Here is a 21,121-nt window from a genome sequence, read left to right on the forward strand (position 1 = left end):
GGGCCGAAAAGCGGGCAAAGGCTTTGCCAAGCTGCGGCATTCCCGTTACAAGCGAAAAAAATTCAAAGCAGAGGCAGTCCGACAATGGCTGAGGACATCGAGATCGATATTGACGACCTGGAGCGCCGCATGAAGGGCGCGATGGAAAGCCTGCGGGGCGAGTTCGCCAGCCTGCGGACCGGCCGGGCCTCGGCCTCGATGATCGAGCCGGTGCAGGTCGAGGCCTATGGCCAGATGACCCCGATCAACCAGCTGGGCACTGTCAACGTGCCCGAACCGCGCATGGTCACGATCAACATCTGGGACAAGGGCATGGTCAACAAGGTCGAGAAGGCCCTGCGCGAAAGCGGCCTGGGGATCAATCCGCAGACCAACGGCACGATCATCATGCTGCCGATCCCGGAACTGAACGAGGAGCGTCGCCGCGAGCTGACCAAGGTCGCCGCGCAATACGCAGAGAGCGCCCGCGTCTCGATCCGCAACGTCCGCCGCGATGGCATGGATCAGGTCAAGAAGGGCAAGGCCAACGGCATGCCCGAGGACGACCAGAAGCTGTACGAGACCGAAATCCAGTCCCTGACCGACCGCATGATCGCATCGGTCGACGAGGCGCTGACGGCCAAGCAGGCCGAAATCATGCAGGTCTGATCCGACGATGGCGTGGGGCTTGTCGAGAGCTGCCGAAACTGGGGGGACGACCCGTCCCCGCCATGTCGCGGTCATCATGGATGGCAATGGCCGGTGGGCCACCGAACGCGGCTGGCCGCGTCTGGTCGGTCACCGTCGCGGGGCCGAGCGGGTCAAGCAGATCGTCCGCGCCTGCCCCGACCTGGGGGTGGACTGGCTGACCATCTATGCCTTCTCGACCGAGAACTGGAAGCGCTCGACCGAAGAGGTCCTGGGCCTGATGAAGATCTTTCGCCGCTATATCCAGCGCGAGGCCGAGGACATGTCGGCCGAGGGCGTGCGGATGCGCTTCATCGGCGAACGCGGCCGCCTGGACCGCAAGCTGCAGGACCTGATGGCCTCGATCGAGGCGCGGACGGCGGGCAACACGCGGCTGAACCTGACAGTCGCCATCAACTATGGCGGCCGGGACGAACTGGTCCGTGCCACCGGGCGTCTGGCCGAACGCATCGCCCGCGGCGACGTGATCAACCCGACCGAGGCCGATCTGGCCGATTGCATGGACACCGCCGGGCATCCCGATCCCGACCTGGTGATCCGCACCTCCGGTGAGACGCGGACCTCGAACTTCCTGCCCTGGCAGGCGGCCTATTCGGAATACGAATTCACGCCGACCCTGTGGCCCGACTTCACCCCCGATCACCTGGCGACGATCCTGGACCGCTTCGGCCTGCGCGACCGGCGCTTTGGGGGCGCATGACCTCAGCACGGCATTCCGCCGGGTCCGTGCCCGGCGCTGGCGGTCCCGGCAAGTCGGGCGGCAAATGGGGCGACCTGTCGCGTCGCGTGGCGTCTACCCTGGTCCTTCTGGGCATCGGCGTGATGCTGGCGGTGGCGCAGGGACCGTGGCTGCGCCTGGGCATGGCGGTCATCTCCGCGATCACCTTCTGGGAGCTGGCGGCCATGACCGGCTGGCGCAACCCGGCGCGGCACGTGACGCTGTTCGGACGGTCGCGCCCCATCGCGCTGGCCGCGATCGCGGGCGTGTCGCAGGCCTTTGCGCTGACCGGGATGCCCTGGGCGTGGGTGGCGCTGGCCGTCCCGATCCTGCTGGGCCTGCCGGGCGCGGCACGGCGCGACCGCGCGACCTATACCCTCTTCGGCATCGCGATCCTGATCGTGGCCTTTGGCCTTGTTGGGTTTCGCGAGAATTACGGCCTGAACTTTGTCCTGTGGTTGATGGGGGTCATCATCATCTCGGACACGGCGGGGTATTTCTTCGGCCGCATCCTGGGTGGCCCCAAGTTCTGGCCCGCGCTCAGCCCCAAGAAGACCTGGTCGGGCACCATCGCAGGCTGGATCGGCACCTGCCTGTTCGGCGCGATCCTGTGGATGGCGGGGCAGGGTGACGCAACGCTGATCTGGGTGTCGCCCATCGTCTGCCTTGCCGGGCAGATGGGCGATCTGGCCGAAAGCTGGCTGAAACGGCGCGCGGGGGTCAAGGACAGCTCGAACCTGATACCGGGGCATGGCGGCTTCATGGATCGTTTTGACGCAGTGACCGGGGCGGTCCTGGCGACCATGCTGATCGGGTTTCTGACGAAACTGCCCGTGGTGAACTGACCGATGCGACGCATTTCCATCTTCGGCGCGACCGGGTCGGTCGGCGCGAACGGCGTCGATCTGATCCGCCGCGATCCGCAATCCTATCAGGTCGTGGCCCTGACCGGCGGGCGCAACATCGCACGGCTGGCGCAGATGGCGCGCGATCTGCGCGCCCAGATCGCTGTCACCGCGCATCCCGAACTGCTGGACGACCTGCGGACCGCTCTTGCTGGCACCGACGTCCAGGCCGCCGCCGGCGAGGCCGCGCTGATCGAGGCCGCGCATTGGCCCGCCGACTGGATCCTGTCGGCCATCGTCGGCGCCGCGGGCCTGGCGCCGGGTCTGGCGGCGCTGTCGCAGGGCGGTGTGCTGGCCTTGGCCAACAAGGAGTCGCTGGTCTGCGCGGGCGCGCTGCTGCGGGACACCGGCGCGCGGTCGGGCGCCACGATACTGCCTGTCGACAGTGAGCATTCCGCTTTGTTTCAGGCGCTTGGGGCCGATAAGCTGGAATCCGTCAAGGATGTGACCATCACCGCATCGGGCGGCGCGTTCCGCGATTGGCCGTTGGAGCGGCTGGCGGCCGCGACCGTGGCCGAGGCATCGACCCATCCGAACTGGGCGATGGGTCAACGGATCACCATCGACAGCGCCTCGATGTTCAACAAGGCGATGGAGGTGATCGAGGCCAAGGAGTTCTTCGGCCTGACCGCCGATCGCATCAAGGTTCTGGTCCACCCGGAATCGATCATTCACGCGATGGTCACCCATCATGACGGCGGCACCATCGCCCATCTGGGCGCCCCCGACATGCGCCACGCGATTGGCTATGCGCTGCACTGGCCCGAACGGCGGCCGCTGCCCGTGGCCGCGCTGGATCTGGCCGCGCTTGGCAGCCTGACCTTCCGCGCCCCCGACGAGACGCGCTGGCCCGCCCTGCGCCTGGCGCGCGAGGTGATGGCCGCGGGCGGGGCTGCAGGCGCGGTCTTCAACGCCGCCAAGGAACAGGCGCTGGACGATTTCATCGGCGGGCGCATCCGCTTTACCGATATGGCCCCCCGGGTCGAGGCCACGCTGGAGGCGCTGTCCGCCCAGCCCGGCTTTGCCCGCGACCCCGAAGACCTGCCCGCCGTCCTGCATTGGGACGGCCTGGCCCGACGAAAGGCCGCCCAATGATCGACGCCTTTGCCCAGACCGCCGGCACGCTGCTGGCCTTCGTCACCGCCCTGGCGGTCATCGTGACCGTCCACGAATACGGCCATTACATCGTCGGCCGCTGGTCGGGCATCCGGGCCGAGGTGTTCAGCGTGGGCTTTGGCCCGCGCCTGTTCTCTCGCCGTGACCGTCGTGGGACGCTGTGGCAGGTCGCGGCGCTGCCGCTTGGCGGCTATGTGCGGTTCCTGGGCGACGACAACGCGGCCAGTGCCGGGCCGGGGCGCGCTGTCGACCCCGCCCTGCGCCGCCAGACGTTGCAGGGCGCGCCGCTTTGGGCGCGGTTCGCGACGCTGCTGGCGGGGCCGGTATTCAATTTCGTGCTGTCGATCCTGGTCTTCGCGGGCTTCGCGATCGTCCAGGGCCTGCCCGTGGACGAGGTGCGCGTGGGCGCCGTCAGCGAGGCGCCGCCCGCCATCGTCAACGACCTGCAGCCCGGCGACCGCATCCTGGCCCTTGGCGGCCAGCCGGTCGCCACCTGGCGCGACATCGGCGCGCTGACCGAAACGCTGCCGGTGGCCGGGCAGCAGGACTGGCAGGTCGAACGCGACGGCCGGAGGCTGACCCTGACCGGCCCCGACCCGATGCCGGCGCGCATCGGCGGCGTGGCGCCGCGCAGTGCCGCGGCCGATGCCGGCATGCGCGCGGGCGACGTGGTGCTGGCCATCGACGGCCAGCCGGTCACCCGCTTTACCCAGATGCGCGAGGCGGTCGAGGCTGCCGAGGGCCGGCCCCTGGACCTGCGCCTGTGGCGTCCCGGCACCGGAGAACTGGACGTGACCCTGTCGCCCAAGCTGTCGGACCTGCCCGCCGATGGCGGCGGGTTCGAGCAGCGCTGGCTGATCGGGGTGACGGGCGGCGAAAGCTTCTTCTCACCCCTGACCCGCAGTGCCGGGCCGCTGGAGGCGCTTGGCCTGGGCGTCGGGCAGACCTGGGGGATCATCACGTCGTCGCTGACGGGGATGTGGGCGATGATCTCGGGGCAGATCGGCACCTGCAACCTGGGCGGCGCGATCAGCATCGCGGAAAGCACCGGTCAGGCAGCCAGCGCGGGCGGCGCGAACTTCCTGTGGTGGATCGCGGTCCTGTCGGCGGCGATCGGGTTCCTGAACCTGCTGCCGATCCCCGTGCTGGATGGCGGCCACCTGATGTTCTACACCTACGAGGCCGTCCGCGGACGCCCGCCCTCGGACAAGGCGCTGAACCTGCTGACCGCGATCGGCATGGCGGCGGTCCTGTCACTGATGATTTTCGGGCTCACGAACGATCTTTTCTGCCCTTGATGCGCTTGCGGTTTTGACAGCCCCGCCCCGATGGGGCTACAGACCATAGGCAAAACGACAGCCCGAACCGGGCGCGTGCAGGCGGATACAAGAGGGGCCATCATGGAACGGAAACTGGGCAAGGGCGCATTGGCGCTGGTGACGTCCCTGGCGATCGCGGCGCCAATCGGAATGATCCCGCAGCAGGCCGCCGCCGTGGTCTTCGGCAGCATCCAGGTTCAGGGCAACCAGCAGATCGAGACGGGCGCCGTGCTGTCCACGCTGGCCTTGCCGCAGGGCCAGGACCTGAGCCCCGGCCAGATCAACGACGGTCTGCAGCGCCTGCAGAATTCCGGCCTGTTCGAGACGGTCGAACTGATCCCGCAGGGGTCCACCCTGGTCGTGCGCGTCAGCGAGTATCCGATCGTCAACCAGATCACCTTCGAGGGCAACCGCCGCCTGAACGACGAGCGTCTGGCCGAGATCGTCCGCAGCCAGTCGCGCCGGGTCTATCAGCCCAGCCAGGCCATCCAGGATGCCCAGGCCATCGCCCAGACCTATGCCGCCGAAGGGCGCCTGGCCGCCCGCGTCGATCCGCGCATCATCCGCCGCAGCGGCAACCGCGTCGATCTGGTCTTCGAGATCCGCGAAGGCAACGTCACCGAGATCGAGCGCGTCAGCTTTGTCGGCAACCGCGCCTATTCGGACCGCCGCCTGCGCAACGTGCTGGAGACCAAGCAGGCGGGCCTGCTGCGGACCTTCATCCGCCGCGACACCTTTGCGCCCGAGCGCATCCCGCTGGACGAACAGCTGCTGACCGATTTCTATCGTTCGCAGGGTTACGCCGATTTTCGCGTGCAGGGCGTGGCGCCCGAAATCGCGCGTGAACGTGACGCGTTCTTCATCACCTTCAACATTTCCGAAGGGCCGCGCTATCGCTTTGGCCGGGTCGAGACCATCTCGGAGATCCCGGGCGTCGATGCGTCGCTGTTCGCCGAGCAGAGCCGTGTCCGGCGCGGGTCGTTCTACAACCCGTCGGTCATCGACACGTCGATCCGCCGGATGGAGACGATCGCCATCCAGCAGGGCCTGAACTTCGTCAACATCGAGCCTCGCGTCACCCGCAACCCGGAAAACCAGACGCTGGACCTGACCTTTGCGCTGACCCGCGGCCAGCGCGTCTTCGTCGAGCGCATCGACATCGAGGGCAACACCACGACGCTGGACCAGGTGATCCGCCGCCAGTTCACCACCGTCGAGGGCGACCCCTTCAACCCGCGCGAGATCCGCAATTCGGCCGAACGCGTGCGGGCGCTTGGCTATTTCGCGGATGCGCAGGTCCAGACCCGCGAGGGCAGCAGCCCCGACCAGGTCATCGTCGGCGTCAATGTCGAGGAACAGCCGACCGGGTCGCTGTCCCTGGGCGCCAGCTATGGCGTCAATTCGGGCGTGGGCTTCAACATCGGCCTGACCGAGCAGAACTTCCTGGGCCGCGGCCAGACCCTGGGCCTGCAGCTGCAGACCGCGACCGACGACCGCGCCGCCGGGGTCACCTTCATCGAGCCGTTCTTCCTGGGCCGCGACCTGCGCTTTGGCTTCTCGGCCAACTATACCGAGACAGAGGGCCTGAATTCGGATTTCGACACCCGTCAGATCCGCATCCAGCCGTCGCTGGAGTTCCCGATCTCGGCCAATGCACGGATCGAGCTGCGCTACCGCATTTCGGAGGACAAGCTGTCCAACGTGACCGAGGACAGCTCGGCCCTGCTGATCGCCGAGGAGGGCACGCGCCTGACTTCGTCGCTTGGCTATACCTACAACTGGGATTCGCGCCGCACCGGGCTGGACCCGCTGACCGCGTACCGGTTCCGCTTCTCGCAGGATTTCGCGGGTGCGGGGGGTGACACCAAGACGATCACCACGACCGCGCTGGCCGGCGTCGAAAGCACCGCCTGGCGCGAGAGCGTGACCCTGCGCGGCGAGGTCGAGGCCGGGGCGATCTATACCTACGGCGATTATTCGACCTGGATCCTGGACCGCTTCCGCACCGGCAACCGCGTCCGCGGGTTCGAGCCGAACGGCATCGGGCCGCGCGACCTGGCTGCGGTGAACGAGGACGGCCTGGGCGGCAACTTCTACTGGGCGGCGCGCGGCGAGGCGCAGTTTCCCATCGGCCTGCCCGAGGAGTACGGCATTCAGGGCGGTCTTTTCGTCGATGTCGGCTCGCTGTGGGGTCTGGACCGGACCATCGGCACCGGCGGCGTCCCGGTCGATGACGACATGTACACGCGCGCCGCGGTCGGTGCGTCGATCTTCTGGACCACGCCCATCGGTCCGCTGCGCTTCAACTTCTCGCAGGCGCTGAAGAAGGAAGACTATGACCTGGAACAGAATTTCGACCTGACGATCCAGACGAACTTCTGATGCCGGTCCTTCGGATGGGACTGGGGCTGGTGGCGGCGGCGTTGATGTCGCTGCCCGCCGCTGCGCAGGATGCGACGGTGCCCGACATCCCGGCGCCCGAGATCCCGCCGATCGCCACACCGCCCGTCCTGCCCAACAGCACCATTCCCAGCCCCGAGGAGGCGGCCGAAAGCGCGCCGATCCTGACGCTGGACCAGGAGGTTCTGTACCTGTCCTCGGCCTGGGGTCTGCGCGCGCAGGCCCGGCTTGAGGCCAAGGGCGAGGAGGTCACCGCCGAGAACGACCGCCTGACGCAGCTGCTGTCGTCGGAGGAGGCACGCCTGACCGAACAGCGCAGCACGCTGCCCGCGGCCGAATTCCGCGAGCTGGCCGAAAGCTTCGACATCCGCGCGACGCGCATCCGCCGGGAGCGCGCGCAGGCGGTCCAGGACCTGAATGCCTGGGCCGAGGCCGACCGGGCGGCCTTCTTTCGGGCCGCGCTGCCGGTGATGGGTCAGGTGATGCAGGACCGGGGCGCCGTGGCGGTTCTGGACCGGCGCACGATCTTCGTGTCGCTGGACGCGATCGACGTCACCGAACAGCTGGTCGCGGCGCTGGACGATCGCATCGGCGACGGAGAGGGGGTCGTGCCGCTGCCCGATCAACCCCCGTCCGAGGATGCGCCCTAGGGCAGCCGCGCGATGCGGTCGTGGATCATGTCGAACAGCGCGTCGCGGTCCACGTCCTTGAGGAACAGCGCGTTGGGCGTCCGCCCGCTGACGCGCCACCAGTCGGCGACGGTCATGCCGGTGGTCCAGCGGCCCTCAACCTCGATCTCGACGTTGATGTGGCGGCCCTGGAACAGGTCGGGGTCCAGCAGCCAGGCAATGGTGCAGGGATCATGCAGCGGCGCGCCGAGGCTGCCGTATTTCGCGGTATCGAAGCGTTCGAAGAAGTCGGTCCAGCCCGCGACGGCCGGGCCGCAGCGGCCAGGCAGGGCGCGCATCGCCTCGACCCAGGCCCGGTCGGTCAGCGCCTTGTGCGTCACGTCCAGCGGCATGACGACCAGCGGCACGCCCGCGGCGAACACCTCGGCCGCGGCCTCTGGATCGACATAGATGTTGAATTCGGCCGCGGGGGTGATGTTGCCCACCTCGAAATAGGCGCCGCCCATCAGCACGATCTGCTGCACGCGTCCGATGATGTCGGGGGCGCGGCGGAATGCCTCGGCGATGTTGGTCAGCGGGCCGATGGGCACCAGCGTCACGGTGCCCGCATCATGGGTGCGCAGGGTCTCGACGATGAAATCGACGCCGTCCTGCGCTTGCAGGGGCAGGGTGGGCGCGGGCAGCTCGATCCCGTCCAGACCGGTCTTGCCATGCACGTGTTCGGCCGTCACCAGATCGCGCGACAGGGGCCGGTCGCGGCCCGCATAGACCGGCACGTCGGTCCGGCCCGACAGTTCGACCACCTTGCGGGCGTTCACCTCCGTCAGGGCCAGCGGCACGTTGCCGGCCACCGCGACGATGCCCAAAACCTGCAGTTCCGGAGAGGCCAGCGCCAGCAGGATGGCCACCGCGTCGTCCTGACCGGGGTCCGTGTCGATGATGATCTTCTGTGCCAAACCGCGTCTCCAAGGCTCACAAGCGGCGATGATTGCGTCAGCAACGAAAAAGGCGCAAGCCCGCGCCTGCGCCTTTTGCGGACATCTGTAAGTTTCCTTGCGTCGGGGGGTTGGGGCCCCGACGCAAGGAGCCGTCACCCGTCGAAGTTGACGCGTTCGATCAGGTCCAGCGCCTGCGGGCGCAGGTCCGAGATCTCGGTCAGCGTCAGATCGTCGGCGGTGAAGTCGCCCCAGCTGGCCACCAGCTCGGACCGCTCGACACCCTCGGTCACGGGGAACTCGTTGTTGGTTTCGGCATAGATGCGCTGTGCCTCTTCGCCGGCCAGGAACTGCATCAGCTGCAGGGCCGCGTCGCGGTTCGGCGCGGACTTGGTCATCGCCACGCCGGACACGTTCACATGCGTGCCGCCATCCTCGAAGGTCGGGAAGACGATACGGACCGATTCGGCCCATTCCTTCTGCTCGGCATCCTTCAGCATCGCGCCCATGTAGTAGGTGTTGCCCAGGCTGATGTCGCATTCGCCGGCCCAGATCGCCTTGACCTGGTCGCGGTCGCCGCCCTCGGGACGCTTGGCCAGGTTCGACTTGACGCCCTCCAGCCAGGCGACGGTCTCTTCCTCGCCGTGATGGGCCAGGTAGGCCGCGGTCAGCGCGACGTTATAGTCGTTGGTGAAGCTGCGGGTGCAGATGCGGCCTTCCCATTTCGGATCGGCGAGGTCCTCGTAGGTGGTGACCTCTCCGTCGGCCACGCGCTCCTTGCTGGCATAGACGATGCGGGCGCGGGTGGTCAGGGCGAACCACTGGTTCTCGTCGTCGCGCAGGCCGGCGGGGATCGCCTCCAGCGCCGGGTCCTCGACCGGCTGCAGGACGCCCGCGTCCTTGACCTCGCCCAGGCGGGCCACGTCGACGGTCAGCACCAGATCGGCGGGCGAACGGTCGCCCTCGGCCTGCAGGCGCTCGACCATGCCCTTGTCGACGAAGGCCACGTTGACCGGAATGCCCGTCTCGGCGGTGAAGGCGTCGATCAGCGGCTGGATCAGCTCGGGCTGGCGGTGCGAATAGACGTTCACTTCCTGCGCCAGGGCCGGCATGGCGGTGGCACCCAGCAGCGTGGCGATGATCAGGGGACGCATGTTGACTCCTTTGGTCAGAATTCCCGCGTCTTGTGGCAATTCCGACCGAACCTGTCAAGCAATGCGGTGGATTGACCCCGACGCGGCGCCGGGCTAGGGCGCGGTCATGGCACGCGCACCCCTTTTGCAACTCTCCGACATCTCGCTGACCTATGGCGGCGATCCCATTTTCGAGGGCCTGTCCCTGAACGTTCAGCCGGGCGACCGCGTCGCGCTGGTCGGTCGGAACGGGTCGGGCAAGTCCACCCTGATGAAGGTGATGGCCGGTTTCGTCGAACCCGACCGGGGCGACGTCGTCCTGGCCGCCGGTGTCTCGACCGGCTACATGGAGCAGGACCCCGACTTGTCCGGCTTCGAGACGCTCGGCGATTTCGCCCGCGACGGGCTGGAGCCGGGCGAGGATTACCTGGTCGACATGGCGGCCGAGGGCCTGAAGTTCGACCCAGACCGCCCCGTGGCCACCGCATCGGGCGGCGAACGCCGCCGCGCGGCCCTGGCCCGCCTGCTGGCGCGGGCGCCCGAACTGATGCTGCTGGACGAGCCGACCAACCACCTGGACATCGAGGCCATCGGCTGGCTGGAGGACCATCTGTCCCAGACCCGTGCGGGTTTCGTGCTGATCAGCCACGACCGCGCCTTTCTGCGCCGCCTGACCAAGGCGACGCTGTGGATCGACCGTGGCCAGGTCCGTCGGCAGGAACGGGGCTTTGAAGGCTTCGAGGATTGGCGCGAGGCGACCTGGGCCGCCGAGGATGACGCCCGCCACAAGCTGGACCGCAAGATCAAGGCCGAGGCCCGGTGGGCCGTCGAGGGCATCAGTGCGCGCAGGAAGCGCAACCAGGGCCGCGTCCGCGCCCTTGCCGCCCTGCGGGCCGAGCGCAGCAGCCAGATCCGCCGTCAGGGCACCGCCGCGATGGCGTTCGACAGCGGCACCACCAGCGGCAAGAAGGTGGTCGAGGCCACCGGCATCGCCAAGGCCTTCGGCGACAAGACCATCCTGCGGCCCTTCGATCTGCGCATCCAGCGCGGCGATCGCATCGCCTTTGTCGGGCCGAACGGCGCGGGCAAGACCACGCTGATCAAGATGCTGACCGGAGAGATCGCCCCCGACCAGGGCACGGTCACGATGGGCACCAACCTGGAGATCGCGGTCTTCGACCAAGCCCGCGCCGCGTTGAACCCCGACCAGACGCTGTGGGAATCGCTGACCGGCGACCCCGAGATGCGCGTGTCGGGCCGCGCCGACCAGGTGATGGTGCGGGGCCAGCCCAAGCATGTCGTGGCCTATCTGAAGGATTTCCTGTTCGACGACGCCCAGGCCCGCGCGCCCGTCCGCAGCCTGTCTGGCGGCGAGAAGGCGCGTCTGCTGTTGGCGCGGCTGATGGCGCGGCCGTCGAACCTGCTGGTCATGGACGAACCTACCAACGATCTGGACGTCGAGACGTTGGACCTGCTGCAGGACCTGCTGGGCGAATATGACGGCACCGTGCTGCTGGTCAGCCACGACCGCGATTTCATCGACCGGGTGGCCGACACCACCGTGGCGATGGAGGGTGACGGCCGTGCCACCGTCTATGCTGGCGGGTGGAGCGATTACCAAGCGCAGCGCGGCGAGACCGTGGTCGAGGAACCCGTCGCGGTCGCCAAGACCGCGCCCGTGACGGACAAGCCCAAGGCCACCCGCGACGGCCTCAGCTTTACTGAGCGCCACCGCCTGGAGGCGCTGCCCGGCGTCATCGCCAAGCTGGAGGCGGAAATCGCCAAGCTGTCGGAATTCATGTCCGACCCGACGCTGTTCCAGACCGCGCCGGCCAAGTTCGAAAAGGCCAGCCTGGCCCTGTCCGAACGTCAGGCCGCCCTGGCCGATGCCGAGGAGGAATGGATGTCGCTGGAGGAAAAGGCCGCCGTCTAGGCGGCCTTCCCCTCGCCGCGGGCAAGGTGGTTCTGCAGCCAGCCATGGGCGAAGGCGATCTTGTGCCGGACCGGCACGGTCAGCACGAACGGGTAGAGGTCGCTGTTGTCCAGCGCGCGGTTGATGTCGTTGACCGCGATGGTGATCTCGGCCGCGATGTTCAGCAGGCGATACGGATCGGTCTCGGAATAGGGGTGATAGTCCGGCGGCACCCCCGGCATGTCCAGATGCGTGCTGCAGAAGCTGTCGGCCACGTCCGTCAGGTGCAGCAGGTGGGCGACCGTCTCGGCCCAGTCCTCGTGCGGGTGCGAGGTGGCATAGCTGGTGATGAAATCGCCTGCCGGGTCGCGCGGATCGGCATAGTGGTTCTTAAGGGCCTGGGCGTAATCGGCCCGCTCGTCGCCGAAGACGGCGCGGAAGGCGGGCAGGAAATCGGGCAACACCTTCAGGCGGTCGAACAGGAAATGCGCGATCTCGTGGCGGAAATGGCCGACCATCGAGCGGTACTGCTCACCCAGCTTCAGCTGGCGTTTCAGGCGGATCAGCTCGTCCGCCTCGGTCACGTTGATGGTGATCTCTCCGTTGGCATGGCCCATGATGATCTGCTGATCGCGCCCGCCGGTATGTTCCGACAGCATCAGGAACCGCGGACGCCGCCCGGGATCTGCCGGCGTGAACCAGTCCCATTCCGCAAGGTTGGCCAGAACCCACCGCTTGGCGCGTTCGGCGCTGGCCAGCAGGCGCTGGTTGTCGCCGATGTTCATCACCGGCACGACATGCGACATGGCGCAGGATGCGCAGAAGCCGCCCGGAACCTCGGCAGCCCAGTTGCAGGCGATGCGCGGGCGGTTGGCGCAATGGGGGGCGTCCGCCACCATCCGCCGCACGACCGGCGCATAGACCAGCGGCTCTCCGCACAGACAGATCAGGTTGTGGAAATAGGCGCGCGTGCCGCAATGCGGGCAGGAGAAGCGTTGCATCAGCTGGGGTCCGGTCCTGTCAGTGGCAGGGTACAAGCCCCGCGGTGCCGCAGGGTTCCGCACCATCGCACCGGCCTTGACAGGCAGGCCCGGATCGGGCAAATGCAGCGCACCGGCAGGGCATCCGCCCTTGGCCGGTCGATTGTTTTTAACGACACCCGCACAAGGGTGCGCCGTCCGAAGGCGGGGTTCGCCCCCCCAACGCCGACATTGTCGGGGCCGCAGGACGCGGTGATGAAGGAAGAAAGCGATGTTCGCGGTTCTGAAAACTGGCGGCAAGCAGTACAAGGTGCAGGCGGGCGACGTCCTGCGCGTTGAAAAGCTGAATGCCGCGGCTGGCGATACGGTCCAGTTCAACGATGTGCTGATGGTCGGCTCGACCCTGGGTGCGCCCCTGGTCGCCGGTGCCTGCGTGCAGGCCACCGTGATCGAGCAGATCAAGGCCGACAAGGTCATCACCTATGTCAAGCGCCGCCGCAAGCACAGCTCGCAGCGGACCCGCGGTCACCGCCAGCAGCTGACGCTGCTGCGCGTCACCGACGTGCTGGACAAGGGTGCGGACAAGACCGGCGTCAAGACCGCCGTCGGCGCCCGCACGAAGGTCGAGGCCGCCGATGCGCCCGCCAAGACCAAGAAACCGGCCAAAGACGCCGCTGAAGCCTAAGGAGAACGACCCATGGCACATAAGAAAGCAGGCGGTTCTTCCCGCAACGGCCGCGACAGCGCGGGACGCCGTCTTGGCGTCAAGCTGTTCGGTGGCCAGGCCGCCATCGCGGGCAACATCATCGCACGTCAGCGCGGCACCACCTGGTGGCCGGGCGTGAACGTCGGCATGGGCAAGGATCACACCCTGTTCGCGCTGACCGACGGCCATGTGAGCTTCAAGAAGGGCCTGAAGGGCCGGACGTTCATTTCGATCGTCCCCGCCGAGCTGGAAGCAGCCGAGTAACCTTAGCGTAATATTCTGATGCTAAGGGGGGATCGGCGAGAGCCGGTCCCCCGAACCGTTTTATCGTCACATTTATTGATCGGTTTCTTGGGGAGGAAACATGGTGATGTCTGCACCCATGCGCGAGGGGAGTCGTCTGGACGACCTTGCGCCCGTCTTGGCCGATGGCCCGGCCCAGCCCGTGATCGCGACAGAGCGGTTCACGCTGCGACCGCTGCGCGCCTCTGATGCCGGCCTGATCGAACATTACACCGCCGACCGACGCGTGGCCGAAGGCACGCGCGCCATCCCCCATCCCTTGCCCCGCGGCGCCGCCGAAAGTTTCGTCGCCCGCTCCCTGGCCGCGGATCGGTCCGAGGATGTCTGGGCCATCGACGGGTCGGACCACAAGCTGGCCGAGCTGCTGGGCGTCGTGTCGCTGACCCGCATGGAGGGGTCGCAATCGGAACTGGGCTTCTGGATCGGCGCGGGCTTCTGGAACACCGGCTTCGCGACCGAGGCCGTGGCGGCCCTTGTCGCGGCGAACCCGCACGGGGCACGGACCCTGTTCGCCGAGGCGTTTCAGGACAATCCGGGATCGGCCCGGGTGCTGACCAATTGCGGCTTCGTCTATCTGGGCGATGCCGAAAGCTGGTCCGTCGCGCGGGGCGGCCGGGTGCCGACCTGGACCTATCTGCGCAAGATGGCCTGAACGACTGCCTGATATGTCCTGTCCCGTTATTGCAAAGCGGGGCAGGCGGCCTAGATCAGAGGAATGACACAGCATCTTCCCTATTCCGTTCTCGACCTGTCGCCGGTTCCCGAAGGGTCCACGGCGCAGGACGCCATCCGCAACACGATCGACCTTGCCCAACATGCCGAGGGTTGGGGCTATCACCGCTTCTGGTTGGCCGAGCATCACAACATGCCCGGCATCGCCAGCGCCGCGACCGCGGTCCTGATCGGATTGGTCGCACAGGCGACCAAGACGATCCGCGTGGGGGCGGGTGGCATCATGCTGCCCAACCATGCGCCGCTGACCGTGGCCGAAGCCTTTGGGACCCTGGCCACGGCCTTTCCCGACCGCATCGACCTAGGCCTGGGCCGCGCGCCCGGGGGTGACGGCGCGGTAATCCGCGCCCTGCGCCGGGATCCGATGGCCGACAGCTTTCCGCAGGATGTGGTCGAGCTGCTGGACTATCTGGGCCCTGAACGCGCGGGCGCGGCCGTCCGCGCGCTGCCCGGAGAGGGGACGAACATCCCCGTCTGGATCTTGGGCAGCAGCCTGTTCGGCGCGCAGCTGGCGGCGCATCTGGGCCTGCCCTATGCGTTTGCCAGCCACTTCGCGCCCGAACAGCTGGAACAGGCGCTGAGCATCTATCGCGAACGGTTCCGACCCTCGCCCTGGGGGCAGAAGCCCTATGCGGTGCTGGCGGCGAACGTCTTTGCCGCCGACGATGCCGGAGAGGCCGCCTATCTGCGCACGACGATGCAGCTGGCCTTCGCGCGCCTGCGGACCGGCCAGCCCGGCAAGCTGCCGCGCCCGGTCCGCGACATCGACGCCGAGATCGGCGCGCAGATGCGCCAGGCCGTCGACGGTGCGCTGCGCATCAGTGCAGTGGGTGACCGCGAGCGCGTCCGCGACCAGCTGTCGCGTCTGGTCGAGACCTATCGCCCCGACGAGGTGATCCTGACCGGCCAGATCCACGATCACACGGCCCGGCTGCGCAGCTTCGAGATTGCGGCCGAGGCGGCATCGTCCCTGCCGCCGGTCCGGCAGGCCGCCTGAGACCCCGCCATGCAAAAGCAAAAGGCCCCCGAAAGGGGGCCTTTTTTTTCATGTCGCAGGTGCGTTGGATTATTCGCGGTTGCCCATGAAGGACAGCAGGAACATGAACAGGTTCAGGAAGTCCAGGTACAGCTTCAGCGCGCCCATGATGGCGGACTTGCCCAAGAAATCCGCACCCGAACCCTGCATCTGCAGGTAGGTGTTCTTGATGTTCTGCGTGTCATAGGCGGTCAGGCCCGCAAAGATCAGCACGCCGATGACCGAGATCGCGAACTGCATGGCCGAGGAGGCGATGAAGATGTTCACGATCGACGCGACGATCAGGCCGATCAGGCCCATCAGCAGGAACGTGCCCCAGCCCGACAGGTCCTTCTTTGTGGTATAGCCCCACAGGGACAGGCCCGCGAAGGCGATGGCCGTGACCAGGAAGGTCTGGACGATCGACACCCCGGTATAGACCAGGAAGATCGAGCTGATCGAGACGCCCATCAACGCCGCGAAGGCGTAGAAGACGCCGGTCGCCGCCGAGACGGACAGCCGGTTCAGGGCCGCGCCAAAGGCGAACACCATCAGCAGCGGCGCGAACATGATCACCCAACGCAGCGGCGAGTTGTACAGCGTGTTGGCCACGGCCGGGTTGGTCATGGCGGCAGTCGCGGTCCCATAGGCGGTCGCGGCGGTTACACCCATGCCGACCGCCATCAGCCCATAAACCTTGTTCATGTAGGCCCGCAGGCCTTGGTCGACCGCCGCCGTGCGGTGGCCTACGCCCTGCGCGGTACGGTACGTGTTGTAATCTGCCATCGATGTCTCCCTTGGAAGGCATGCCGACGCAGTGCCGGCTTGGGTCCAATATCGGTGGAAAGGCGGGATTTTTCAATGCCGCGCTTGGCTCAAATGCGTCGGGATCACAGCGTGATGACCACTTTGCCGACGCTGCGCCGCTCTCTCAGCATGACGTAGCCCTGGGCCAGATCGTCCAGGGGCAGGGTGGCGCCCGCGACAGGGTCCAGCCGGCCCGCGCGGAACAGGTCGAACAGCGCGTCGATGCTGTCCCGCAGCGCCTGCGGGTCCAGCCCGCGATAGCCGCCCCAGTAAAAGCCATGGATGGCGATGTTCTTGACCAGCGCGTGGTTCAGCGGCAGCACCGGGGGGCGACCGCCGGCAAAACCGATGACCAGGAACCGCCCGCCGGGACGCAGGGCGCGGAACGCAGCCTCGCCCGGTTCGGCGCCCACGGGGTCATAGACCACGTCCGCGCCGCCAAGATCGCGCAGCGCCGCGCGCAGATCGGGGCAGGTGGCGCTGTCGATCACGTGGGATGCCCCCGCCTGGCGGACCACCTGGACCTTGTCGGCGCCGCGTGCGATGCCGATCACCCGTGCGCCCATCGCCGCGCCGATCTGCACCGCGGTCAGCCCGACCCCGCCCGCGGCCCCCAGAACGACCAGCGTCTGTCCCGCCAGCAGCGCGCCGCGCCCGGCCAGGGCCAGGTGACTTGTCCCATAAGCCACCTGAAAGCCCGCCGCCTGCTCCAGCGTCATGGCGTCCGGAATGGCCTGGACGGCCCCCGCATCGACCGCCATCACCTGCGACATCGTGCCCGGTGCCGAAACGACCACGCGTGTGCCCGCAACCAGTCCCGATCCGGCGGGTGCCGAGAGGACGGTGCCCGCCCCCTCCAGCCCCGGCACGAAGGGCGGATCGGCCGGTTCCTGGTACTGTCCATTAGCTTTGAGCAGGTCGGCAAAATTCAATGCCGCCGCGCCCATGCGCAAAAGCACCTGATCGGGACGGGCCACGGGGGGCGGAACATCCCGGATCACCGGGTCCTGCCCCAGGGCCGAGATGAAGGCTGCGCGAATCATTTGTGACATGTATTGTGGCCCTCGGATGTTGTCTGCACGTTCGCATCCCCGCTGGCCAAGTCAACGCGATGCCGATATGGCCGCAAGGACACCCCTGGACCTGTCTTTATGGTCAGGAAAGCCCCGATTAACCAAGTTGACACTCGAAAATTGTGCCTTTCCGGGCTAGAGCATCCTGAGATTGCAAAAGGTTGGGGCAATGAAGCATAGTGTAGATGTTCACGTTGGTAAGCGTATCCGCCATCGTCGCTGGATGATTGGCATGACTCAACAGCAACTCGCCGACAAGGTCGGCATCAAGTTCCAGCAGATCCAGAAGTACGAGACCGGCATGAACCGCGTTTCGGCCTCGCGTCTGTGGGACATCGCGCGGGCGGTCGACGTTCCGGTCAGCTTTTTCTTCGAGGGCCTGTCCGAGGGCGAGGTTCCCGGCGTGGTCGAAGGCGACATCTTCGCCGACAAGGAAGCGCTGCAGTTGGTGCGCGCCTATTACGCCATGCCCGAGGCACAGCGTCGCCAGATCTTCGAGCTGGCCCGCGTCCTGTCCGACGCCGCCTGAAAGGCCTGACCGCCAGAAGGCGGATGACCCTGCCGCCGTCCCGCGCCGCTTGACCGCCGGACGACGGCCCCCTTTGACCGCTGGTCCCCCGGCCCATGACAGGCTACACCCGGCGTGACGACACGCAGGGAGCCGCATGCAGGACGCAGACCAGATCACCCGCACCGCGCATCTGATGGCAGACGCTGCCCGTCGGGCGATCCTGCCGTGGTTCCGCCACGCGGATCTGGCGGCCGACAACAAGCGGCCGGCCGATTTCGACCCGGTGACCCAGGCCGACCGCGATGCCGAACGCGCGATGCGCGACGTGCTGGCGCGCGAGCGGCCCGATGACGCCATCCTGGGCGAGGAATATGGCGCGACCCCCGGCACCAGCGGGCTGACCTGGATCCTGGATCCGATCGACGGCACGCGCGCGTTCCTGTGCGGGGCGGCCAGCTGGGGCGTGCTTATCGGCCTGTCCGACGGGCGGGACGTCATCTATGGCCTGATCGACCAGCCCTATGTCGGCGAGCGGTTCGAGGGCGGGCTTGGCCATGCCCGGCTGACCTCGGCCGCGGGCGAACGGGCGCTGCGCGTGCGCGGCGGCACGCTGCTGGAGCGCGCGACGCTGCTGACGACCTTTCCCGAAATCGGCACGGCGGCCGAGGCCACGGCCTTTCGCCGCGTGGCCGACCGGGCGCGGCTGACGCGATACGGGCTGGACTGCTATGCCTATGGCCTGCTGGCCTTGGGCCAGGTCGATCTGGTGATCGAGGCGGGGCTGCAATCCTATGACATCGCGGGTCCGCTGGCGGTGGTGCAGGCCGCGGGCGGCATCGTGACCGACTGGCAGGGCGGGTCCGCCGCCCAGGGCGGTCAGGTGATCGCCGCCGCGTCCGAGGCGCTGCACCGGGCGGCGCTGGATCTGCTGAACGGCTGACACGACAAGAACGCAGGGGGCAGCATGGCCGACGAAAACCGCGCGACCGAAACCGACGATCTGCTGGACCGCGTCGACGCGGCGGTCGAGGCCGGCGACCGCGCCGCACTGGACGCGGCGCTGGAGCCGATGCACCCGGCCGACATCGCCGACCTGATCGAGCGGCTGACCCCCGGCGACCGCCGCGCCTTCCTGACGCTTTATGCCGACGGCATCGACGGCGATGTCCTGTCCGAGATCGACGAATCCATCCGCGAGGAGGTGCTGGAGCAGCTGCCCCGCGCGGTCCTGGACGATGCCGTTCGCGAGATGGACAGCGACGACGTCGTCGACCTGGTCGAGGACCTGGACGATGCCGAGCGGGCGCTGATCCTGGCCGCGCTGGATGCGGGCGACCGCGCGGCGGTCCAGCAGTCGCTGGCCTATCCCGAATATTCCGCCGGCCGCCTGATGCAGTCCGAGGTCGTCACAGCGCCCGAGCATTGGACCGTGGCCCGCGCCATCCAGTTCCTGCGCGCCGAGGAATGGCTGCCCGAACAGTTCTATCACATCGTCCTGGTCGATCCGCGCCGTCATCCGGTGGGCTATGTCACGCTGGGTCGCCTGCTGGCATCGCGCAGCGACGCCACGCTGCGCGAGCTGGCCGAGGACAGCTTTCGCACCATCAGCGCCTTTGCCGAAGAGGCCGAGGTCGCCTATGTCTTCAACCAGTATCACCTGATCTCTGCCCCCGTCGTGGACCGCGACGACCGCCTGGTGGGCGTCATCACCATCGACGACGCGATGCAGGTCCTGGACGAGGAGCACGAGGAGGACATCCTGCGCCTGGCCGGGGTGGGCGACGAATCCAGCATCTCGGACAGCGTGATGCAGACGGTGCGCCAGCGCGTGCCGTGGCTGGCCACCAACATCGTCACCGCCCTGGCCGCCGCCAGCGTCATCGCCTTCTTCGAGGACGCCATCGCCCAGTTGGTGGCTTTGGCCGTGCTGATGCCGATCGTGGCGTCGATGGGGGGCAACGCGGGGACGCAGACGCTGACCGTTGCGGTGCGCGGCCTTGCGACGCGCGACCTCAGCCGGGCCAACGCCCTGCGCGTCGTCCGGCGCGAGGTCATCGTGGGGCTGACCAACGGAGTGTTCTTCGGGGTCATCATGGCTGCGATCACCTGGGTCTGGTTCCGCGATCCGGGTCTGGCGGCGGTGATCGGGTCGGCGATGATCATCAATCTGCTGGTCGCCGCGCTGGCGGGCATCCTGATCCCGCTTGGCCTGAACAAGCTGGGCGCGGACCCGGCGCTGGCGTCGGGAACCTTCGTGACCATGATGACCGACGTGATCGGTTTCCTGGCCTTCCTGGGGCTGGCCACGGCGGTGCTGCTGTGACCGCGGACAAGGCCCGGCTGCGCGCGCAGGCGCTGGCGGCCCGTGCCGCGGGCGGCGACGGGCAGGCCCTGTCGCGCCACCTGATCGCGACGCTGACACCCCATGCACGCGCGGTTCTGGCCGGATACTGGCCCATGCGCGACGAGGCCGATCCCCGCGCCGCGATGGCCGCGCACGACGGGCCGCTGGTGCTGCCGGTGGTGACCGGCAAGGCGCGCCCGCTGGTCTTTCGCCGCTGGCGGGGCGAGGCGCTGGTGCCCGGACCCTTCGGCACGGCGCACCCGGCCGATTCGGCCGAGGTGCTGACGCCCCGCGTGCTGATCGTTCCGCTGGCGGGGTTCGACCGGCAGGGAAACCGCCTTGGCTATGGCGGCGGGTTCTATGACAGGACGTTGGAATTGCTGCGCGAATCCGGTCCGGTGACGGCGATCGGGCTGGCCTATGCCTGCCAGCAGCTGGATCTGATCCCGGCCGAGCCGACGGACCAGCCGCTGGACCTGATCGTGACCGATGATGGTGTCCTGACGCCCATGCGCTGATTTCCGCCGGGCGTGGCAGATCTGCATCGGCTGTGCGCAACCAGGGGATGAATTGCGGATAAGCCTGTGGACAAGTCGTGGAATGCGGTCGGCAAGGGACTGTTCGGACGTGATTTTTGACGCCGTATGCCGCGTGCACCGCCTGTTCCTGCATGTCTCTGTGCGCGAATCTTGCACGCAGCCATGGGGCGGTCTGTCAACGGCCTTCGCGAGGCTGATCGCTAAAAAATTCGGTTGAAACAGCGTCGAAGCGGCGGCAGTTTGTGGGCAATCGCCAGTGTGGCACAAGATGTGGTGGTCCTAATCGGGGGCGACCACAGGAACGTCGCAGCAGTCCTGATCTGACGGCCGTCCCCTAGGGCGGACGCACCCTGCACG

Annotated in this window: 21 protein-coding genes; 16 read left to right on the forward strand and 5 right to left on the reverse strand. The window is 67.7% G+C overall.

What is annotated here, in order from left to right; genetic code table 11:
- Positions 1–84 precede the first annotated feature (84 nt).
- The 7 genes from frr to PRL19_RS11635 all read left to right on the forward strand — a co-directional run bounded on the left by frr (position 85) and on the right by PRL19_RS11635 (position 7,795).
- Positions 85–648, forward strand: coding sequence for a ribosome recycling factor (gene frr, locus PRL19_RS11605; protein ID WP_045999416.1), 564 nt, complete (start codon positions 85–87; stop codon positions 646–648).
- 7 nt (positions 649–655) lie between these two features.
- Complete coding sequence (uppS, locus tag PRL19_RS11610) at positions 656–1,387, forward strand: polyprenyl diphosphate synthase (protein WP_045999415.1); 732 nt, start codon at positions 656–658, stop codon at positions 1,385–1,387.
- Entirely contained in the window at positions 1,384–2,250 is an 867-nt protein-coding gene (locus PRL19_RS11615) for a phosphatidate cytidylyltransferase (protein ID WP_045999414.1), read from the forward strand. Before uppS ends, PRL19_RS11615 begins: the two co-directional genes overlap by 4 nt.
- Positions 2,251–2,253: 3 nt before the next feature.
- On the forward strand, positions 2,254–3,405 hold the full coding sequence (dxr, locus tag PRL19_RS11620; RefSeq protein WP_273743068.1) for a 1-deoxy-D-xylulose-5-phosphate reductoisomerase: 1,152 nt from the start codon (positions 2,254–2,256) through the stop codon (positions 3,403–3,405).
- Positions 3,402–4,724: an RIP metalloprotease RseP gene (rseP, locus tag PRL19_RS11625; protein WP_273743069.1), complete on the forward strand. Its 1,323-nt coding sequence runs from the start codon at positions 3,402–3,404 to the stop codon at positions 4,722–4,724. Before dxr ends, rseP begins: the two co-directional genes overlap by 4 nt.
- 102 nt (positions 4,725–4,826) lie before the next feature.
- The gene (gene bamA / locus PRL19_RS11630) at positions 4,827–7,127 is read left to right on the forward strand and encodes an outer membrane protein assembly factor BamA (RefSeq protein WP_273743070.1); all 2,301 of its coding nucleotides are present in this window, start codon (positions 4,827–4,829) and stop codon (positions 7,125–7,127) included.
- Positions 7,127–7,795: an OmpH/Skp family outer membrane protein gene (locus tag PRL19_RS11635; protein ID WP_273743071.1), complete on the forward strand. Its 669-nt coding sequence runs from the start codon at positions 7,127–7,129 to the stop codon at positions 7,793–7,795. Before bamA ends, PRL19_RS11635 begins: the two co-directional genes overlap by 1 nt.
- Here the strand turns inward: PRL19_RS11635 and PRL19_RS11640 are convergent.
- Complete coding sequence (locus PRL19_RS11640) at positions 7,792–8,730, reverse strand: nucleoside hydrolase (protein ID WP_273743072.1); 939 nt, start codon at positions 8,728–8,730, stop codon at positions 7,792–7,794. The two genes, PRL19_RS11635 and PRL19_RS11640, sit on opposite strands and share 4 nt — an antisense overlap.
- Positions 8,731–8,864: 134 nt before the next feature.
- Positions 8,865–9,863, reverse strand: coding sequence for a Fe(3+) ABC transporter substrate-binding protein (locus tag PRL19_RS11645; protein WP_273743073.1), 999 nt, complete (start codon positions 9,861–9,863; stop codon positions 8,865–8,867).
- A gap of 106 nt (positions 9,864–9,969) precedes the next feature.
- On the opposite strand from PRL19_RS11645, the gene PRL19_RS11650 reads away from it, so the two are divergent.
- Complete coding sequence (locus tag PRL19_RS11650) at positions 9,970–11,775, forward strand: ABC-F family ATP-binding cassette domain-containing protein (protein ID WP_273743074.1); 1,806 nt, start codon at positions 9,970–9,972, stop codon at positions 11,773–11,775.
- Here PRL19_RS11650 and PRL19_RS11655 read toward each other — a convergent pair.
- Positions 11,772–12,755 carry a zinc-binding metallopeptidase family protein gene (locus PRL19_RS11655; protein ID WP_127898289.1) on the reverse strand — a complete coding sequence of 328 codons (984 nt, stop codon included), beginning with the start codon at positions 12,753–12,755 and terminating at the stop codon, positions 11,772–11,774. The two genes, PRL19_RS11650 and PRL19_RS11655, sit on opposite strands and share 4 nt — an antisense overlap.
- A 250-nt stretch (positions 12,756–13,005) precedes the next feature.
- Here PRL19_RS11655 and rplU point away from each other — a divergent pair, with 250 nt between their 5' ends.
- The 4 genes from rplU to PRL19_RS11675 all read left to right on the forward strand — a co-directional run bounded on the left by rplU (position 13,006) and on the right by PRL19_RS11675 (position 15,472).
- The gene (gene rplU, locus PRL19_RS11660; RefSeq protein WP_139597460.1) at positions 13,006–13,419 is read left to right on the forward strand and encodes a 50S ribosomal protein L21; all 414 of its coding nucleotides are present in this window, start codon (positions 13,006–13,008) and stop codon (positions 13,417–13,419) included.
- A gap of 12 nt (positions 13,420–13,431) precedes the next feature.
- Positions 13,432–13,704 carry a 50S ribosomal protein L27 gene (gene rpmA / locus PRL19_RS11665; protein ID WP_045999405.1) on the forward strand — a complete coding sequence of 91 codons (273 nt, stop codon included), beginning with the start codon at positions 13,432–13,434 and terminating at the stop codon, positions 13,702–13,704.
- A gap of 106 nt (positions 13,705–13,810) precedes the next feature.
- Positions 13,811–14,395, forward strand: coding sequence for a GNAT family N-acetyltransferase (locus tag PRL19_RS11670; RefSeq protein WP_232303256.1), 585 nt, complete (start codon positions 13,811–13,813; stop codon positions 14,393–14,395).
- A 63-nt stretch (positions 14,396–14,458) separates the two neighbouring features.
- Positions 14,459–15,472: an LLM class flavin-dependent oxidoreductase gene (locus PRL19_RS11675; RefSeq protein ID WP_273743075.1), complete on the forward strand. Its 1,014-nt coding sequence runs from the start codon at positions 14,459–14,461 to the stop codon at positions 15,470–15,472.
- Positions 15,473–15,541: 69 nt separating this feature from the next.
- Here the strand turns inward: PRL19_RS11675 and PRL19_RS11680 are convergent, their stop codons facing one another.
- Both PRL19_RS11680 and PRL19_RS11685 read right to left on the reverse strand, forming a co-directional pair.
- Positions 15,542–16,276: a Bax inhibitor-1/YccA family protein gene (locus PRL19_RS11680; RefSeq protein ID WP_045999403.1), complete on the reverse strand. Its 735-nt coding sequence runs from the start codon at positions 16,274–16,276 to the stop codon at positions 15,542–15,544.
- A 104-nt stretch (positions 16,277–16,380) separates the two neighbouring features.
- Positions 16,381–17,349, reverse strand: coding sequence for an NADPH:quinone oxidoreductase family protein (locus PRL19_RS11685; RefSeq protein WP_273743076.1), 969 nt, complete (start codon positions 17,347–17,349; stop codon positions 16,381–16,383).
- A gap of 190 nt (positions 17,350–17,539) precedes the next feature.
- Between PRL19_RS11685 and PRL19_RS11690 the strand changes: the two genes are divergently transcribed.
- The 4 genes from PRL19_RS11690 to PRL19_RS11705 all read left to right on the forward strand — a co-directional run bounded on the left by PRL19_RS11690 (position 17,540) and on the right by PRL19_RS11705 (position 20,743).
- Positions 17,540–17,899, forward strand: a complete 360-nt coding sequence (locus PRL19_RS11690) for a helix-turn-helix domain-containing protein (protein WP_042244532.1) — start codon at positions 17,540–17,542, stop codon at positions 17,897–17,899.
- 136 nt (positions 17,900–18,035) lie between these two features.
- The gene (locus PRL19_RS11695; RefSeq protein WP_273743077.1) at positions 18,036–18,821 is read left to right on the forward strand and encodes an inositol monophosphatase family protein; all 786 of its coding nucleotides are present in this window, start codon (positions 18,036–18,038) and stop codon (positions 18,819–18,821) included.
- A gap of 24 nt (positions 18,822–18,845) precedes the next feature.
- Positions 18,846–20,204, forward strand: a complete 1,359-nt coding sequence (gene mgtE, locus PRL19_RS11700) for a magnesium transporter (protein ID WP_045999401.1) — start codon at positions 18,846–18,848, stop codon at positions 20,202–20,204.
- On the forward strand, positions 20,201–20,743 hold the full coding sequence (locus PRL19_RS11705) for a 5-formyltetrahydrofolate cyclo-ligase (protein ID WP_273743078.1): 543 nt from the start codon (positions 20,201–20,203) through the stop codon (positions 20,741–20,743). Before mgtE ends, PRL19_RS11705 begins: the two co-directional genes overlap by 4 nt.
- The last annotated feature ends 378 nt before the right edge of the window (positions 20,744–21,121 follow it).

This window comes from Paracoccus marcusii (genome assembly GCF_028621715.1).
Taxonomy (GTDB): Bacteria; Pseudomonadota; Alphaproteobacteria; order Rhodobacterales; family Rhodobacteraceae; genus Paracoccus; species Paracoccus marcusii.